The sequence below is a fragment of the Colwellia sp. Bg11-28 genome, assembly GCF_002836245.1.
Taxonomy (GTDB): domain Bacteria; phylum Pseudomonadota; class Gammaproteobacteria; order Enterobacterales; family Alteromonadaceae; genus Colwellia; species Colwellia psychrerythraea_A.
The window spans coordinates 1,463,172-1,482,045 of record NZ_PJBA01000006.1 but is presented as its reverse complement, the minus strand read 5'-3'; the positions used below and the strand labels follow the sequence as shown (position 1 = coordinate 1,482,045).

Annotated in this window: 10 protein-coding genes; 6 read left to right on the top strand and 4 right to left on the bottom strand. The window is 37.9% G+C overall.

Annotation, left to right across the window (positions count from 1 at the left end; translation table 11 throughout):
• Positions 1 to 7: 7 nt before the first annotated feature.
• Positions 8 to 472, top strand: a complete 465-nt coding sequence (locus CXF79_RS13620; protein ID WP_011043508.1) for a disulfide bond formation protein B — start codon at positions 8 to 10, stop codon at positions 470 to 472.
• A gap of 311 nt (positions 473 to 783) precedes the next feature.
• Complete coding sequence (locus CXF79_RS13615) at positions 784 to 1,425, top strand: DsbA family protein (RefSeq protein ID WP_101155541.1); 642 nt, start codon at positions 784 to 786, stop codon at positions 1,423 to 1,425.
• 106 nt (positions 1,426 to 1,531) lie between these two features.
• Here the strand turns inward: CXF79_RS13615 and CXF79_RS13610 are convergent, their stop codons facing one another.
• The 4 genes from CXF79_RS13610 to CXF79_RS13595 all read right to left on the bottom strand — a co-directional run bounded on the left by CXF79_RS13610 (position 1,532) and on the right by CXF79_RS13595 (position 7,127).
• Positions 1,532 to 2,422, bottom strand: a complete 891-nt coding sequence (locus CXF79_RS13610; RefSeq protein WP_011043506.1) for a LysR family transcriptional regulator — start codon at positions 2,420 to 2,422, stop codon at positions 1,532 to 1,534.
• A gap of 78 nt (positions 2,423 to 2,500) precedes the next feature.
• On the bottom strand, positions 2,501 to 4,222 hold the full coding sequence (locus CXF79_RS13605; protein WP_101155539.1) for a Na+/H+ antiporter NhaC family protein: 1,722 nt from the start codon (positions 4,220 to 4,222) through the stop codon (positions 2,501 to 2,503).
• 286 nt (positions 4,223 to 4,508) lie between these two features.
• Entirely contained in the window at positions 4,509 to 5,720 is a 1,212-nt protein-coding gene (gene gltS / locus CXF79_RS13600) for a sodium/glutamate symporter (protein ID WP_101155537.1), read from the bottom strand.
• A gap of 129 nt (positions 5,721 to 5,849) precedes the next feature.
• Positions 5,850 to 7,127 (bottom strand): diaminopimelate decarboxylase, encoded by a 1,278-nt coding sequence (locus CXF79_RS13595; protein ID WP_101155535.1) that lies wholly within the window; start codon positions 7,125 to 7,127, stop codon positions 5,850 to 5,852.
• Positions 7,128 to 7,484: 357 nt separating this feature from the next.
• Here CXF79_RS13595 and CXF79_RS13585 point away from each other — a divergent pair, with 357 nt between their 5' ends.
• The 4 genes from CXF79_RS13585 (at position 7,485) to CXF79_RS13570 (ending at position 18,608) form a co-directional block, all read left to right on the top strand.
• Positions 7,485 to 12,230 carry an NAD-glutamate dehydrogenase gene (locus tag CXF79_RS13585; RefSeq protein ID WP_232769177.1) on the top strand — a complete coding sequence of 1,582 codons (4,746 nt, stop codon included), beginning with the start codon at positions 7,485 to 7,487 and terminating at the stop codon, positions 12,228 to 12,230.
• A 382-nt stretch (positions 12,231 to 12,612) separates the two neighbouring features.
• A complete protein-coding gene (locus tag CXF79_RS13580) occupies positions 12,613 to 15,648 on the top strand; it encodes a TonB-dependent receptor domain-containing protein (protein ID WP_232769176.1) in 3,036 nt (1,011 codons plus the stop codon).
• Positions 15,649 to 15,738: 90 nt separating this feature from the next.
• Complete coding sequence (locus CXF79_RS13575; protein WP_101156325.1) at positions 15,739 to 17,028, top strand: M14 family metallopeptidase; 1,290 nt, start codon at positions 15,739 to 15,741, stop codon at positions 17,026 to 17,028.
• An 8-nt stretch (positions 17,029 to 17,036) separates the two neighbouring features.
• Positions 17,037 to 18,608 (top strand): N-acyl-D-amino-acid deacylase family protein, encoded by a 1,572-nt coding sequence (locus CXF79_RS13570; protein WP_101155531.1) that lies wholly within the window; start codon positions 17,037 to 17,039, stop codon positions 18,606 to 18,608.
• Positions 18,609 to 18,874 lie beyond the last annotated feature (266 nt).

The window sequence follows — 18,874 nt, the reverse complement described above, 5'->3', positions numbered from 1 at the left end:
AAAGCAAATGAATAATTTACAAACAGCTGGCGCTGAGAATAATAAACCATGGAATTTACTTTTCTTCGCATGGATATTAGCTACAAGTGGCACCTTAATCAGTCTATTTTTTAGCGAAATAGTGCAGTTACCCGTTTGTGTGTTGTGCTGGTATCAAAGAATTGCGCTTTACCCTTTAGTGATTATGCTGCCTTTGGCACTTTTTCCTTTTGATGTAAGCATTATTCGCTACGCTAGCCCATTGGTTATCTTTGGCTGGTTTGTTGCACTATTTCATGTGTTAGTTGTTGCAGGCATTATCCCAGAAGCGGCACAACCCTGTGTTCTTGGAATTCCTTGCTCTGAAACCCACTTTAATTTACTTGGCTTTATCAACATCCCGGTGATGTCATTGATTACATTTTCACTGTTAGGGCTGTTATTATTTCTTGCTAAAAAATCATTCATTCAAACTAATAACAAAAACACTTAACAGAACATATACCCAAGCTACCTGAAGATGCAGGTTTCAGCTGGAATTAGAAATGCCTTTAGGCAAGGCATTGATTGAAGAGAATAGTTATTCTATTGTCGAAATCAATAACGTAGCATAAAGCGTTTCTAAACCAGCCCTGCGGGGACGTCTGAGCAAACCATGTTATTCGTTGCCTCCTTTTTTAAGGGAATAACCCTTAATAAAATGAGGCGCCTTGATCATGAATTGCTCAAGCGTCCTGAAACACGCATCTTCAAGTGGCTTGGGTATAAACTATAAATTTACTAGGATCTTTACTCGGAATAATCATGAATAATAAAACTATTTTTATCAGCGTTGCCGCATTTATCGGCGTCATATTCATTGCAGCAGTTGGAGTTTACAAAAGCCAACAGCCATCAACGGTAGCTAGCGAACAATTACCGGCATTAGAACGTATTGGTGCTCCCTCTAAAGGTGGTAAACAAGCGAAAGTGACTATTGTTGAATTCTTTGATCCCGCTTGCGGTACTTGTAGTCAATTCTATCCATTAATTAATAACTTAGTTAAGAAATATCAAGGGAAAGTTAACGTGGTTATGCGTTATGCGCCATTACACAAAGGCTCAGATGATGTTGTAAAAATGTTAGAAGCTGCGCATCTACAAGGAGAATTTTGGCCGGCACTTGAATTGTTATTTGCTAACCAACAGCGCTGGGTTGAACATCACGTATCAAATCCTACCCGTGCATTAGCGGGTATAAAAACGCTAAATGTAGACCACAACCAACTTGATGCCGATTGGCAGAGCAGCGACATAGCAAAAACTATTGCACAAGATATTCAAGATGGACAAACATTAAAAGTACGAGCGACACCGCAGTTTTTTGTTAATGGAAAACCTTTAGTGGTGTTTGGTTATGAGGAGCTTGTTAACTTAGTAGAAGAGGCGGTTGCCGAGGCCTATTAGTTAATATTCATTAGCAGACAATTTAAACACAGTACCAATACAAGCATTAAATGTACTGTGTTTTTTGTCTCCTGATTTACATTATAATTATATGTTTTCTTGGTTATTATTTTGAGTCGTCAGAAAACTCTGTGGTTAAATAAGATAAAAACTCTTGGCTTACCTTAGACAGACTTTTGTTTTCTAGATACAAAGCTTTAACAGGAAATGTTAATGGTGGATTAAAAGATGCAATAGCCGTATTATCCGATAAATTACCTTCAGCGGTAAAACGATCTACCACGCAAATTCCAACACCTTGAGCGACTAGCCTTGCAGCAATAAAATAGGTTTGTACTTTTATTAACGCCTCTAAACTGATGTTGTCTTTCATCATTCTAGTCCATAATAAATCTGCCAACGGCCCACTGTCACCAATATCGATATATTCAAACTCTTTTAGTTGGTTTAAGGTCAACTCTTTAGGGCAATCTGGGAAGCTTACTTTTGGATAAACAATGACTAATTCTGACTGAGCCAACTCAATTGAAGTTACGCCAGGCATGACATTGGGTGCAAATAATATTGCTAGGTCACATTTATGTTCTAATAAGGTTTGCATTACCGCATCGTTATGCACGGTTTGTACGTTGAAGTTCACCTGATGATGTTTATGGTGGTATTTTGCAATTGCACTAGGAATAACATCAAAGCCTAATGCAGGACTACCGGCAATATTTATTTGGCCGTACTCTGATTTTTTTATGTTCTCTGCCGTATTTTTTATCGAGCGCATCTGTTGGTATATCTTATCAACTTCATCAAAAAGCATTTCGGCTTCATCGGTTGGAGTCAAACGACCTTTGACCCGTTCAAATAAGTCAAAACCGAGTTGCATTTCAGCATGAGATAGCACTTTACTAACAGAGGGCTGTGAAACATGTAATATTTTTGCTGCATTAGTAATTGAGCCAGTGGTGTAAATTGCATGAAAAATCTCAATATGTCTTAAGCGCATTTTTATATCCTAAGTTGGTTAGGGGTAATTTATTATATATACCCATGAAACTCGCACCTTGAGTATCATGGGTATAGCTTAGGCAAACAGGTAAACGGTTAATGTCCATAAACAAGCCGCACATGTTGCGGCAAACGTTGCAGGTACTAACTGCGATTTCACATGATCCATTAAATCACAACCTGTGGTCATCGCACTCAGTATAGTGGTATCTGAAATTGGCGAGCATTGATCACCAAATACACTGCCGTTAAGTACCGTAGCAAAACAAACCATCATAAAAAGTTCGGGGTTAGCAAGTCCTTGAGACTGACAAATAGCCCAGGCTAAAGGCATGGCTAACGGAAATGCGATGGCATAAGTTCCCCAACTTGTACCTGTAGAAAAGGCAATAACCATAGTAATTAATTGTAATATCAGTGGTAAAGTCCAAAAAGGTAATTGCTCGCCAAGTTGTGAAACCAAATATAAACCACCGCCTATTTCTTTACTAATACTGCCTATAATAACGGCTAACATTAATATCACCGAAGCAAGCACCACACCTTTTAAACCATTACCAAAACCATCAATTACGTGTGTTAATGACATGCCTTTTGCTAATGCGATACCTGCTGATAGTAATAAAGCAGTCCCAAAAGCCCAATTAATTTTAGGTGAGCCTAAAAATATAAAAGTGAATACAGCAATCGATATTAAGGTGACTAACGGTAAAATAAATTCTAAAACATGAGGGTTATATCCTGAAGGTACATCACAGCTGTGTAACTCTTTAGCACTTAATGGTCTTGCACCTATAGCATCTAGCTTACCTGTTGTTAGAGCTCTTTGATGGGCGTCTCGAATTCTCTTACCTGAAAAGGTGGTGATATTTAAGCTTAATAGTAAGGTACCTAGTACGGCAAAGATGGCATAAAAACTAAAGGGGATACTACTAAAAAAGAAATTTAATCTATCCGATTCAGTCGCTAAAAATGATACCCCAGGAACAAATATCAATGCTTGCACATAGGCTGGCCAAGCATTAAAAGCAATAATAGTGGCTATAGGGGAGGCAGTAGAGTCGACAATATAACTCATCTCTTCATGGCTTACATTGGCTTTATCCGCTAAAGGTCGAACAGTTGTACCCACTAATACGGTGCTCATAGTGCCACCCTGAAAGAATAAGATGCCAAGTAACCAAGAAATCACTTTCGCTGAACGCGGCCCTCTAACAAAGTGAAGTGTCATATAGTTAGCAAAGGCTTGTGCTGCACCTGTTTTAGACCAAATACCTAATAACCCGCCCAATAACCATAAATAGAGTAACAGTAACGCTGCGGTGCCTTCTTTGGCCAAGTTAGGAATGATAACGGCATCAGTTAAATCATATTGACCTAACATTAATGAACCAACCACTATACCGCTAAACAGTGAGGTAAGTGGCTCGCGGGTAAGTAAGCATAAAACAATCGTGATAAAAGCGGGTAACAAAGACCAAATGCCAAAATGAAAAGCAGGCTTTAGCAGCTTTAATTTATGTGCTTTATCTTCAACCCACTGTTCTTTTAGTAGAGGTTCTTCGTTTAGCTTATTTAAGTTTTCTTGTTTAAGTGGTGATTTTTGATAAGGAACAATACCTGAAATAACAACTTCTTTACCCTTGTATATATATGCAGGATTACCTGAGTCTGTTTGGTAGGTATCAAAAACATAAGACTGCTCTAGCCAAGTTTTATTAACAGAATTACTGACAAATATTGCAGAAAACAGCCCTAAAATAATAATAATTAAGGCAAGAGTATTATTGTTACTCATTCATGAACCCCTCTAAGATAGGGGTTCTGTTATGTATAATCATTTAAACACCTTGTTGGATATCTAATCTTTAAATAAAAATTCAATGGGAAAATAATATAAATTTTATTATTTTAGTTCTATCCTATAACCTTAGGTTATAGGATAGACTTGAGTAGATAAAGGAAGTAATGATTTTTATTTTATTAATTTTTAAATAATGGTAATTGATATTTGGTTTTCACAGCTGTTGTAAGTAGCTCTAAAAACCACTGACTTCGTGAAATGACGGTTGTTCATTAGTAACTTATGGACTGACAAAAGGAAGACTTAAGTAGAGTTGAATAACCAAAGCATTGGTAATATCAATAAAGAATGCACCAACTAACGGAACGACTAAAAAAGCTTGTGGTGACGGCCCATGCCTTGCGACAAGAGATTCCATATTGGCTACTGCTGTAGGCGTTGCACCTAAGCCAAAACCGCAATGACCACCAGCAATAATAGCAGCATTATAATTCTTGCCCATGATTCTAAAGGTAACAAAATAAGCAAATATCATTAACATGACTGTTTGGATTAAAATGATCACTACCATAGGGCCTGCTAAGCTCGCTAATTGCCAAACTTTTAATGACATTAATGCTAAAGCTAAGAAAATAGAAAGCGCCATCGTTCCCCATAAATCTATACAAGCTCTACTGATAGTGTAACGCTTAGATACTTCACATAAATTGGTGGCGACTACGCCAAATAACAATGGCATTAAAAAAGCGGGCAGTACAATATCAGCAGCTTTTAAATTAAGATAAACGATATGGCCAACCGTCATACATAATAAAATGATAAATAAGGTTTCCATCATTTTTTTGGGGGTAACTAAATCATGGTCCTCTGGATTGAATGTTATCGTGTCATCAAGTTCCTCATGATATTCATCTGCTTTAAGATTATAACGAGTAATGAGCCTTTTACTCACTGGACCGCCAACTAAGCCGCCTAAAACCAAGCCCATTGTCGCTGCAGCCATGGCCAATTCAAAGATGTTAGCAGGCATATTATATTCTGTAATGAATAAATCAGCGTAAGTTGCGCCATTACCGTGACCACCTGATAACGTCACTGAACCACCAATTAAACCCATTAAAGGGTTCATTCCAGCGCCGATTGCGATTGAAACACCGATAGCATTTTGTACGAGTAAGTACACGGTTGCCACACCTAGAAATAAGACAACTTTTGGGCCGCCTTTTAATAATAGTGAATAACTAGCACCTAAACCTACGGTGGTAAAAAATACCGTCATCAGTGGATTTTTAAAACTCATATCAAAATTAAAATGAATGTCAAAAATAGAGTGGGCGATTGCTGCCAATATTGAAAAAATAATGCCGCCAACAACGGGCTCTGGAATGTTGTTATTTCGTAAGAATGAAACTTTACTATTACAATAATACCCTGAAAAAAGAATGATGAGTGCTACCACGAGCGTTTCAAGAATACTGATATTTATTTCCATAGCTAAGCTCACTTTATTATTAGTAACTCAAAAGTTAGGCTCTGCTTTGCTGTAAATTAAAACAAAGTGAACCTGATTGAGTATTTTTAATTGAGGTTTTATTTTTATGCTTTTATCGAATAAGAATCGTTACATTTTGTTTAGCACATCCTCTAGAGATTCACCTTGGCGGATACATTCGATTGTTAGATCATCATCGTGACCAGCTACGGTATAGATCGCCACTCTGGGTAGGCTGTTATAATCAAAATGATTGGTAAAGTAATAGCCGCCGGTATCGTGCACCATGACATAATCATTGCTCTCTAGTTTTGGCAAAGGTTGATTACTACAAATAAGATCACCGGAAAAACAACACGGACCTGCCACATCGGTTGTGACCACTTCTGATGTTTGCGCGGTTCTTTCTTCACCCTTTGTGGTATAGCCAGTCACTCTTATAGGCCATGATTTAGGTAAAAAAGCAGTGCGGGTAATGATTTGTGCACCCGCATGCGTGGTTGCAATATGGCGTCCACCAGAATTTTTTGTATATTCAACGCGAGTGATAATAACGCCATTTTTAGCAACAATAGCACGTCCAAATTCAGTTTTTACTTGGTACTTATCGGTAAATAATAACGGGACTTCGGCTTTTAAAATATCAGCATAATCTTTGAAACTTGGCTTAATTATTTCCGAACTAAAATTAACTGGTAAGCCGCCGCCAATATCTAATCGTGTTATTTGTTGGAGGCCGACCAGAGAATTGATTTCCTCTGCAAGTTCAGTAATTATTTTAATCCCCTTTGCCATTAAAGATAATTCACAGCCCTGAGAGCCAGAGTGCGTATGAATGCTCTTTAACCATGGACGTTTTTTATAAATACTGATGAGTTCATTACGATTGTCACCATCTACTAAGGCGTAACCAAATTTAGAGGTTGCTGTGGCTGTGCTCGTTGACCCTATTTTTCCGCCCCCAATTTGAGGATTAACACGAAAACCTATTACTGATGTACTTTCAGGAAATTCAAGCATTAGTGCATCAATACGCTCAAGTTCCTGCAAGTTATCTATATTTAACGCGATTCCTTTTTTTATACAGGTTCGTAAATCCTGCAGTGTTTTTGCTGGAGAATCGAAGATAATATTTTCAGCTGTAAAACCCGCGGTAACAGCTATTAATAGCTCTCCAGGACTTGCTACTTCAGCTCCCATGCCATATTCACGTAAAGGCTCTAGAACTTTAACTAATGCATTAGCTTTGACCGCAAAGGTATGAAAAAAATTAGCAGGAAAAGCGGCATAGGCGTCATTCACAGTTTTTTTCAAACCATCTAAATCCATTACGCCAATAGCCGTTAAATTGTGATCAATAACTTGTTCATTAATAGCCGTTTTAATTATGTTTTGCTTTCTGTTCATATTGGTATCTTTTAAATTAAGGAAACATGCAACTGTTGTGGTAACAGGTGATTCTTTGTCGATACCTTTAAGATAAGGTAGCAAGGTGTAAATGGATAATAGTTAATCTTTGCTAGGTAATAACTTTGGGTTATGTGCTTAAGTCGCAGGTGATTAAGTACCATAAGTTGCAGCTAAGGCATAAAAATTTCGCTACAACATTTGGTTATACCCTCAACAAAGAAATGAATTTGCCAGTAAAAGCGGCAATAGCTACGCTTTTACTTACACCAACTGGATTCATTAATAAACCATTTGGTGTTAGCACCTTCTCCCTTATGAGAATGGCTCTTATTATACCAATTAAGGCAATTTATTGTGACTGTCACTACTGATTTAGAATTATGTCGTTTTATAAATGAAAGCTACCAGGAAGCAGATATTATTGCTTTTGAACGATTCTCTCAGCAAATGTTTAATAGCGCACTCAGTGCTGATTTAAAAACGCTTTCAATGGTACAGCGTTATCAAATAGCCTTGTTATTATGGCAATCTTTTTGTTGTCGTAGTACAAATGAAAATAAAGTTGTTATCGAAAATAGAACACAACAAGATGCGTTAGCTGATGGGGTAGTTATATATATTATTACTGATGACAAGGCTTTTATTGTTGATTCAATCTCAGCGTTATTAATGGCACATGGCTATAAAATTAATATGTTTTTGCATCCAGTCGTCAATCGAAGTCAAATTTTACAAGGCAAAGAACAAACGGATAATGTTTCTCCAGACGAGTCAATTTTATATATAGAGCTTACTAACCAACTAGGACCAAAGGTGATAGGTGAGCTTGTCGAAACAATTCAACAATTGTTGGCTGATATCGCTAAAGTGACTCGAGATTGGCCGTTAATGATGGCTAAAAGTAGAGGGATAAATCATCAGTCGATGGAATTTAATGATATTGATGCCGAAAACTTTTTAACATGGCTTTGTCATGAACATTTTGTTTTCCTTAGTTATAATTCAATAACTGTAAATATTCGTGGTAACGCGATACCTAAAAAAGGTTCTCTAGGTATATTTAATGATGATGCTGAAGTAAGTAAACCTGCGTTAACACTTACTAGTGCGGAATTTAAACAATTAATTGCCATGAAAAGTTCACTGAAAGTCAGTAAGTCATTAGTAAAATCAACTATTCATCGGCATGACTACCTTGATTTGGTCAGTGTTAAGGAATTTTCAAATGATGGAAACCTAACGGTTATTCATCAGTTTTCAGGTTTGTTTACTCAAGTTGCTAATAACCTCCACCCTAATAAAATCCCTTTTCTAAATGCTAAGTTAGCACGAGTCTTACAACAGCTTAACCTGAAATTGGATAGCCATGATTATCGGAATTTCATCCATATTCTTGCGGTTTTACCTAAAAGAGAATTATATGAAAGTAGCGTTGAACAACTACTTGTTTTAGCGAAGGGCATACATAACCTTAACGTAAGAAGTAATTCCGGTGTTTTTATCAGAGAAAATGACTTTAATGAACAAATTTCCGTGCTGGTCTTTGTTTCTAAAGATGCATTTTGTACCGATTTACGTGATGAAATTGAGGATGAATTATCCAGAGCTTATCAAGGTGAAATCTTATCTCGTCGTTCAATGCTTAATGATAATTATCTAGCGCAATGGCATTTTATTGTTAAAAAAGGTGCAAGTCTTACTCATAAAATCGACACCGCAGCGCTGATAATTAGCATTGAAACTAAAACGCAAAGTTGGAATGAAAATTTAACCGCAATGATTTCGCAATTATGGCAGGGCGAACAAGCAAGTTTGTTATTGAAGAAATATAGTAGTGCTTTTTCAAAAAGCTATCGAGAGCACTTTTCTCCCAAACAAGCCATCGAAGCGATAAATAACATCGAGTGTTTACACGGTGAAAATACTCATCAGTTTCAAATTTATCGTTCAACACAAAATAAAAGTGAGCTTACCTTAAATATATATACTGTAGAGAAAAGCATTGCGTTAAGTGACTCTATTCCTATTCTAGAGCAGTTTGGTTTTAGACCTGTGGATGAATTTAGCTTCAAAGTCAGTTGTTCAAATAGCGATACTCGTAGCAAAGTTTATAGTTATACCCTTGAGTACCCCAATGAAGATACAAATATTGACGTTATAAAAATAAATCTTGAGCATGCATTGGCGCAAGTTTGGGCGGGCAATTTTGAAAGTGATGGTTACAACAAGTTATTACTTGGTGCCAATCTTAACATCAGACAAATTGTCGTTATCCGTGCATACGGTAAGTATTTACGTCAATTAGGTCTTGGTTACTCTGAAGAGTACTTCCAGCAAGCCTTGATTAGTTACCCTGGTATCGTTCATGGTTTAGTCAACTTATTTGAAGCACGTTTTGCACTAAGTGACCAAGGTATTGAACAACGAAAAGCAGTAACTGAGCTCATTAAAGCTGATCTACTGCAATGCTTAACGACCGTCTCAAAAATAGATCATGACAGAATTTTACGTAATTTTATCGCCGCTATCTCGGCAACTGTTAGAACTAACTTTTATCAAAAATCGTCTACGAGTGAGCCAAAAACTTATTGCTCCTTTAAAATACGTAGCGGCGAAATAGACGATGCACCACAACCTAGACCTTATGTAGAAACCTTTGTTTATTCTCCTCAAGTTGAAGGGGTTCACTTAAGGTTTGCTCCCGTTTCCCGGGGTGGTTTACGATGGTCTGATAGGCAAGAAGACTTTAGAACTGAAGTATTAGGATTAGTAAAAGCGCAGCAAGTTAAAAATGTTGTTATCGTGCCACAAGGCGCTAAAGGTGGCTTTGTACCTAAGCAACTACCCGTTAACGGCTCGCGTGAAAGTATTACTAACGAAGCTATCAGTTGTTATAAGGTTTTTATCTCTGCATTATTAGACATCACTGATAATAATACTGCTAACGGAATAGTTAAACCTCAAAATGTTGTTTGTTTTGACGATGATGATAGTTACCTCGTTGTCGCTGCAGATAAAGGTACGGCTACTTTTTCTGATATTGCTAACAAAATAGCTAATGATTATGGTTTTTGGTTGGGTGATGCGTTCGCCTCGGGAGGTAGTGTTGGCTATGACCATAAAAAGATGGGTATCACTGCTAAAGGTGCATGGGTATCAGTACAAAGGCATTTTAGTGAGATGGATGTTGATGTCCAACAAGATGAAATCAGTGTGATTGGTATTGGTGATATGTCCGGAGATGTCTTCGGCAATGGCATGTTATCTTCAAAAACAATAAAACTGGTGGCTGCTTTTGATCATCGCGATATATTTATCGATCCAAATCCTGATAGTGCCTTGAGTTATGTTGAACGAAACAGGCTTTACCACCTTGAACGTTCATCGTGGCAGGATTACGACAAAGCATTAATTTCTTACGGAGGGGGTGTTTTTAGTCGCTCGGTCAAACATATTGAATTAACGACAGAAATAAAACAATTACTTAATATTGATAACCAGATAAAACAGGTGTCGCCAGATGAATTAATTCGCCAAATTTTACGGTGTCAGGCCGATTTACTTTGGTTTGGTGGCATTGGAACTTACGTCAAAGCCAGTACTGAAATTAACACCGAAGTAGGGGACAAGGCTAATGATCTATTACGCATCAATGGCAACGAATTACAGTGTAAAGTCATTGGTGAAGGTGGCAACTTAGGTTGTAGCCAGCTTGCCCGAGTAGAGTTTTCAAAAGGTGGTGGTAAAATTAATACCGATGCAGTTGATAACTCAGCAGGCGTTAATTGTTCAGACAGTGAAGTGAATATCAAAATATTGCTTAATGGTTTAGTTGACAATAAAAGCATGACAAAAGCTGAACGTGATCACTTGTTAGAGACAATGACAGACGAAGTTGGCGCTATGGTACTGCGTAATAATTATTATCAAGCGCAAGCGTTAAGTATTGATGAGGCGAACAGTCAGTCTCACTTTGATAGCTTTACCCGTTTGAGCCAATACTTGGTTAATAGTGTCGGGCTAAACCGTGAATTAGAATACTTGCCCGATGATGAAGAGCTACAATCGAGAAATTTAGCACAACAAGGGTTAACTAGACCTGAGTTAGCGGTGTTGATGGCGTATTCAAAAATGGATGTGCATGATGCTTTATTAGAAGAAAAACAATTATTAACGGATGATTATTTCCAAAAGTACTTATTATCAGCGTTTCCTGATGTGTTAGCTAATAAATATACTCAATATATTCTCAGCCATCCTTTAGCACAACAAATTATCGCTACTAGTGTCGCTAATGAAATATTTAATCGTGGTGGAATACATGCAGTAAGAGAGCAGACAGGTGCGACTATAGCCGAAATTGTTAAAGCTTTTATTATTGCGAAAGAAGTTTTTTCACTTGATAATATTTGGTCTGAAATTGAGTCATTACATGGGAACGTCTCGGCACAAGTACAAATTAAGATGATGATAGAGGTGCAACGATTTTATCGTTTGATGGCTATCTGGTTTATCAACCATTCCAGCTCAGATGATAGTATTGCTACTATAGTGCAGCGTTATTCACCTGGAATAAACACCCTACAACAACTCAATGGTGACGAAATTACTTTACCTTTTTCGCCTGTTGATGAATCACTGTATCAACTTAAGAGTGAAGTGGGCGGTCTAGTGTTAGTGGATACTATTCATCAATTAAAAGTATCGAGTGTGGTTTTTTGCGACATTGTTAAAACGGCTTCAGAGCTTAATTTATCGGTGACAGAAATTCTTCCTTGTTACTGTCAAGTAAGTAAAATCCTTGGTCTTGCTTGGTTAATTGAGCAAACGGAAAAAGTGCAGGCAAAAGATCATTGGTCAAGGTTAGCGCGTTTTAGTTTGTTACTTGATTTGTTAGAGTTTAGGGAAAAACTAGTCCATAGGGTGCTCAAGAATAACCGAGAGTCAACGACTGATATTGCTATTGAACTATGGGCAACAAGTAAGAAAATAGAATTAAATAGAGTGCACAGAGTATTGGATGATTTAAAGGTTTCCGGTACGGTACACATTGATAAACTCTATTTTGCCAATCGCCAACTAAAGGCTTTAATCGCTTAACTCTTAACTTTTAACAACTGCAGCATCATTAATTATCTATCATTTGCTTGTTACAGGCAGTGATAGGTAATGATCACCCTACAATGATTTTATCTGTCACCTTTAATTCTTCGCTTTCTTAGTTAAATCAATAACTCATTCTACTATTTTATAATAGTTTTCTATAATTTAGCTGAATAAGGTTAATTTTTCCGCTAAAGATAGCTTTAATATACTTAGATAAAATTCAGCCTATAACCCTAGGTTATAGATAAGCAATAAAGGGTCAATTGTTAAAGCTGTAATTTAAGTTCATGGTTAAGGTGAATGAAACGTAACTAAATGATCAGGTAGCTAATAACCTGACAATTATAAAACAAGCTAAATTACAATGGTGGATGTCATGAAAGATAGATCAATGCTTAAGTCTAAATTATCACATTTGAGTTTATGCGTGCTAACAGCACTTACTTCTCAAGTTGTCTTTGCTGCGGAGCAAACAGAAGTAAAAGAGGAAGAAGTTGAAAGGATTTCTATCGTAGGTTCGAATATCAAGGGCAGCACTATGACAAGTGTGTTACCTGTTACTGAGCTTAGTGCAGAAGATATTATCGCAACTGGCGCTCTAGATGGAGATGAACTTTTACGCTCAATTCCTCAAATAGGTGCCGTTGGCTTTACTGGCACTCGTGGTGGTAATACCGGAACAAATGCAGCACGTGGTGATGTTGGCTCGGTTAACTTACGTAGTATAGGTGAAGGTAATACCTTAGTTTTACTTAATGGTCGCCGTATGGTGAACCATCCTATTACTCAAACAAATTTTGGCGTACCAGTAACCTCAGTTAACTCTAATACTTTACCTATTTCAGGGCTTGCTCGTGTTGAAGTGTTACGTGATGGTGCTGGCGCATTGTATGGCTCTGATGCTGTTGCGGGTGTAGTGAATTACGTGACCAAAGAAGATTTTGAAGGAGGTAATTTCAAAGTACGTTATGGCGCAGAGCAAGGTACTGACCGCAATGATTTTACCTTATCTGGCAACAAAGGTTTTGAGTTTAACAACAGCCAAACGTTTTTCATGATCAGTGCAAACTACGCTAAGAAAACGGGTTTACAAGCATCAGAAAATGGCTTTTCGAGTAATCAAGATTTACGTTCACGAGCACCTGAAGAATTTGCTGGCGATACCGACTTTGATAACCGTTCAACTCTAGAACCTTATGCAGACTTACATTACATTGGTTTACCGAGCAAAATTGATGATTACATCATTCGCCCAACTTCATATATTAACAATGCCGGCGAACAGCAATCTGCTGGCAGTTGTGGTGGTGGTGCTTTAGCTTCCGGTGGCGGAGTTATGGGGGATGTTTGTCTTGACGCCGCAGGTAGTCACGATAGAGCATTACGTCCTAACCGTAATGAAGAACGTACTTTAGTACCTGATATTGATCGATTGAATCTTTTTACTAACTTAAGTCATGAGTTTAATAATGGCGTTGAATTTTATAACGAATCTACTTATTACCGATCTAAAACTAAGCGTCAATGGGAACAATCAGCTATTTTAAGTAATGGTACTTTCGATGTACCAGCACACAGTTATTACAACCCATTTGGACCGGTAAATTTTGCCGATGGCCGTGTAAACCCCAATCGTATTGCAGGTTTAGATCCTGCTGTAGTACCCGTTGAAGGACTTGCTTATAATTTACGTATTCGCCCAACTGATGTCGGTCCACGTCAAGTTGAAGTTGAAAGTACTAGTTACCGTTTCTTAAATGGTTTGCGTGGTACTTACGATGATTGGGATTGGGACACGGGGGTATTATATAGTGAGGCAAAAACTGACGATAACATGAGTAATCGTATCAGCTCTCCTTTATTACTAGCCCAGCTTAGTTTAGATACCGCTGACGCTTATAACCCTTTTACAGGGGTTAATCCAAATAATCCAGCGAGTATTATCGATTCAACGCCTAATCCACAATCGAGCATTGACCCGTTTTTAACTACCGCTCAACGTAGTGCAAAAACGTCATTAACCATGGTAGATTTTAAAGCATCAAATCCATTTATGTTTGAATTACCTGGTGGTGAAGCCGGTTTAGCTTTCGGTTTAGAATATCGTAAAGAAACCTTAGATGAAGACAATAGTTCAAACTTTGATGGCTCAGAACCCTTTATTGAAGGTAATGCAGATCCGGTTAATCTAAGTAGTTTACAAGGTAGTAGTGTTCGCCTTGATGTCTCTGGTGAGCGTAAAGTGCTTTCTGCTTACGTAGAGCTTGCTTTACCCTTATTAGCGGATCTACCTGCTATTCATAGTCTAGATGTACAATTAGCCGCTCGTTATGAAGATTTTAGTGATATCGGCAATATAACCCGACCGAAAATGGCAGTTTCATGGTTCCCGGTTGAAATGCTGCAATTTAGAGGTGCAGTATCTAAAGGTTTTAGAGCGCCTAACCTTATACAGCTAAATTCTCCAGGCGCTACCCTGACTACAGGTGTAGATGATTATGCTGAAAACTCCCTTGATGCCAATGGTAACGTTGTTGTTAATTCAGATACTTTAGCCGATGGTGGCTCTGGTAATGGCAATTATAATTTATCAACATCTGGTAACAAAGATTTAGAGGCTGAAGAAAGTGAAAACATCAGTGTCGGTTTAACATTACAGCTTATGGATAATTTAACCTTTACCTATGATTGGTGGGAAATTGAGACAACAGGTACTGTTGGCGTCCTTTCAGATGAAAATATCTCACGTTTAGATTTGATAGCAAGAGGAGAAGGTTCATCAAATCCTGACGTTATTCGAGGCGCTATTGATGCTGATAATCCATTAGGAGAAATTGTTCAAATTAATCGCCGCTATGAAAACCTCAACACCCGTACCATTACGGGTTACGATATAGCGATCAATTATGATTTGAATACGTCAGTTGGTGATTTTGGCTTATCATTAAATGGTGCTAGAACATTAAAATTTGACCAAGAAGCTGGTGGTGATGCCTCATTAATCGTCGATGCTGGTGCTGATCCTGCAGTATTAGGTACTGCAGTGGGTGATATCGTTGGGACCAGCAGTATTCCAGAATGGCAAGCAACTGCATCATTAAAATGGAAATCAAATGATGCGCTATGGGGCGCAGGTTTATTTGTTAAATACGTTGGTGAAGTTGATAATACCAGTGTGTCCAAAACCGTTGATAGCGTAACAACATTCTATACTTCTAAAGCGCAAACTCGAGCAAATACTTACGTTACTCGTAATGACTTTATGGGATATGAAGGTGTGAGTCTAAGTTTTGGTATTAATAATATCTTTGATCAAGAACCACCATTGGCTGATACCACCTTTGGTTATGACGGTTCATTACATTCAAGCCGTGGAAGATACTTCTATACCAGTGCTAATTTTAGTTTTTAACGCTTAATTAGTCACAAACCTTATGGCTTGGCTGACTCAAAGTAGTCAGGCCATATTTTCTTACCCATGCAAGTTTATAAAGAACCAATTATGAAAAATTCCCTTAATTCATTAACTTTGCTATTGCCCTTATTCTTTTTATTTTCCTGTTCAGCCCCTCAAACTGCAGTTGAAGAGACTCCGCCAACCGTTTCTAAAAACACGGGGACTGATATTTCACCAACAGCAGCTCTTTCTTTAAAAGAGGAATTTCAACCTACAGCAGATAAGGATACCAACGCTAATAGTCAGTCCTGTAACAATGAGCAAGTAAAGTTAACCAGTGATTTTGCTGCTGGTCGGATGGATGAATGTAAAAGGACGGGTGAATATGAATATTCAATTACTTTAGTCCCTGAAAATACGCCTATCAATTCAAGTCCTTGGTATGCTTTTAAAATACAGGCAAAACAAGTTACGGATATCACTATTACCATGCAGGTACAGGGTGATAAACATCGTTACCCCCCTAAAATTAGTCGTGATGGTAATAAGTCGTGGCAGTTACAAGATTATCAGCTAAAAGGTGAGCGCTTAATCATGAAAGTGAAAGCATCTCCTCAGTCAGTCACAATTGCCGCACAAGAAATTATCAATAATCAATATTATGTTGATTGGGCAGAAGAACTAACGGTACAGAGTGCTTTTACCCAAAGTATTTTAGGGTTGTCTACTCAAGGTCGTCCTATTTACAAAATTGAAAGTCGAGATGAAAATAGTAATGAGTGGGTGGTGATTCTAGGTCGGCAACATCCGCCAGAAGTTACCGGTGCTCTGGCCTTATTTCCGTTTGTTGAAACCTTGTTATCAGAGAGCGAACTTAGTAAGTATTTTCTTAGAAAATATAATGTTCTCGTTATTCCCAATATAAACCCAGATGGTGTACATGCTGGTAATTGGCGTAGTAATGCTAATGGCATGGATTTAAACCGTGATTGGAATGACTTTTCTCAGATTGAAACTCAGTTAATAAATGACTATTTAAAGGGCTTAGTAGCGCAAGGGCAAAAAATTAAGTTTGCAGTAGATTTTCACTCTACTAAAAATGATATTTTCTATACCATGCCAGTAGACTATGGCGTTGAAAGCTCTTATTTTGTTCGGCATTGGTTAGGTGAATTGGACAGACAAATGCCTAACTTTAATGTGGTATTAAGACCAGGGAATAACCCAAACTTAGGTGTGTCAAAGCAGTACTTCTCTGATCAGTTCGGGGTTCATGCCATTACCTATGAAATGGGTGATAATACCGATCGTACTAAGATAAAACGTATTGCCTTTAAATCCGCTAATATATTGATGATTAACATGTTATCAGAAACTGATCATGATAAAGAATAGGAAAAGCTATGAATGTATTTAATAAAAAAGTAATCGCTTTGGCGATAAGTGTGGCACTACTAAGTGCTTGCACGACTGAAGAGCAACAGCCTAAAACTCAACAGATTGACTTATTAATCACTAATGGCACTGTTTACACGGGCGAAAGTGGTCAAGCCCAACAACTCGATGTGGCGATTTGTCAGCAAGTTATTTGTGGTTTATATCTTAGTGGTGAACACAGTATTAAAGCCGAAAGAATCATTAATGCTAAGAATAAAATCGTAAGTCCGGGTTTTATTGACCCTCACACTCACTCTTTAGCTGAGCTGCTAAGTAAAGATAAAAACCATAACTTAAATTACTTAACTCAAGGGGTAACTACCGTTGTTAATGGTAACGATGGCGGTGGTCCAGTAGATATAACAGCTATGGCTAAAAAGCTAAAAGCTAATGGTATTGGGACTAACACTGCATTATTAGTGGGTCATGGCAGTTTACGTGAACAAGTCATGGGCAGAGCAGAGCGTTACGCCACGCCTGAAGAACTCAGTGAAATGTCTGCGCTATTAACAACAGCGATGGAAGCCGGCGGCATTGGTCTATCAACAGGGTTGTATTATGTGCCTGGTAGTTATGCTAATACAGATGAAGTTATCACCTTAGCGAAAATTGCTAGTCAATATGGCGGGATTTATGACACACATCTGCGTGATGAAAGTACCTTTAACATAGGTTTTACTGCCGCCTTAGACGAAGCAATTAATATTGCCGACAAAGCTGATATACATTTACATTTAGCACATATAAAGGCATTAGGTGTTGATGTTTGGGGGCAAAGTAAGCAAGCGATTGAAATGATTACCCAAGCACAAGAAAATGGCACATCAATATCTGCCGATCAATACCCTTGGTTAGCATCAGGTACTAAGCTGCGCAGTGCGGTAATGCCTAAATGGGTAATGGCTGATTCAAAAGAAGCTTTTCATCAACGTTTAAAGCAAGCTGATTTATCAGCAATATTAGCGGAAGAAATCACCGAGAATGTTCGCCGAAGAGGAGGGCCAGATTCTCTTTATATTACTGAGTTTACTGATAAAACGCTGGTAAGTTTGAATTTACTACAGGTGTCAGAGCTGAAAAACTTATCTGTCGTTGATACGGCTATTTGGATGGTACTTCAAGGCGACGTTAGAGTAGCTTCTTTTAATATGTCACCTGAGGATGTTGAACGTTTCATGGTGCAACCTTGGGTAGTCACTTCATCGGATGGTACGAACGGTCATCCAAGGAAATATGCAAGTTTTCCGCAAAAATATCAAAAATATGTAGTCGATAAAAAATTGCTCACTATGGCCGAATTTATCAATCGAAGTTCTTCCCAAACAGCCAAAGTCCTTGGCCTTACTGAACGAGGTATTTTAAAAGTAGGTTATAAGGCCGACGTGATTGTTTTTGATGAACAAAATTTTGCACCTATGGCAAACTTTAACCAGTGGAATAATTACTCAGTAGGCGTAGAGCAGGTGATTGTCAACGGTACACTGGTGATAGAAAATGAAAAGTTTGGCGGTATCTTAGCCGGAAAATTTATTCAATAAGACGTCATATAGTAAAAGATAGTCGAGTAGAGGCTTTCATCTAATATTACTTTTAGGTGAAAGCTATTTAAGCAACCCAAGCTCCAGTTAAAAAACACTTCACTAAATCACTCATAATAGTCCGTACCTATTTTGTACTTGTCTGTAGACGAAGCACAACTATTGATAACACACAGTCAACTTGTTTGGATTATAGCTATAACGACTAACAGAGCTGACTTAACTTACTCATTCGATTTTCTCAGTCGTTGAGTCATGAACTGTCA

What these genes read in the sequence shown, in the direction of transcription:
- CXF79_RS13620 (WP_011043508.1), top strand. Translation starts at nt 8, where the DNA reads ATGAATAATTTACAAACAGCTGGCGCTGAGAATAATAAACCATGGAAT.
- CXF79_RS13615 (WP_101155541.1), top strand. Translation starts at nt 784, where the DNA reads ATGAATAATAAAACTATTTTTATCAGCGTTGCCGCATTTATCGGCGTC.
- CXF79_RS13610 (WP_011043506.1), bottom strand. Translation starts at nt 2,422, where the DNA reads ATGCGCTTAAGACATATTGAGATTTTTCATGCAATTTACACCACTGGC.
- CXF79_RS13605 (WP_101155539.1), bottom strand. Translation starts at nt 4,222, where the DNA reads ATGAGTAACAATAATACTCTTGCCTTAATTATTATTATTTTAGGGCTG.
- gltS (WP_101155537.1), bottom strand. Translation starts at nt 5,720, where the DNA reads ATGGAAATAAATATCAGTATTCTTGAAACGCTCGTGGTAGCACTCATC.
- CXF79_RS13595 (WP_101155535.1), bottom strand. Translation starts at nt 7,127, where the DNA reads ATGAACAGAAAGCAAAACATAATTAAAACGGCTATTAATGAACAAGTT.
- CXF79_RS13580 (WP_232769176.1), top strand. Translation starts at nt 12,613, where the DNA reads ATGAAAGATAGATCAATGCTTAAGTCTAAATTATCACATTTGAGTTTA.
- CXF79_RS13575 (WP_101156325.1), top strand. Translation starts at nt 15,739, where the DNA reads ATGAAAAATTCCCTTAATTCATTAACTTTGCTATTGCCCTTATTCTTT.
- CXF79_RS13570 (WP_101155531.1), top strand. Translation starts at nt 17,037, where the DNA reads ATGAATGTATTTAATAAAAAAGTAATCGCTTTGGCGATAAGTGTGGCA.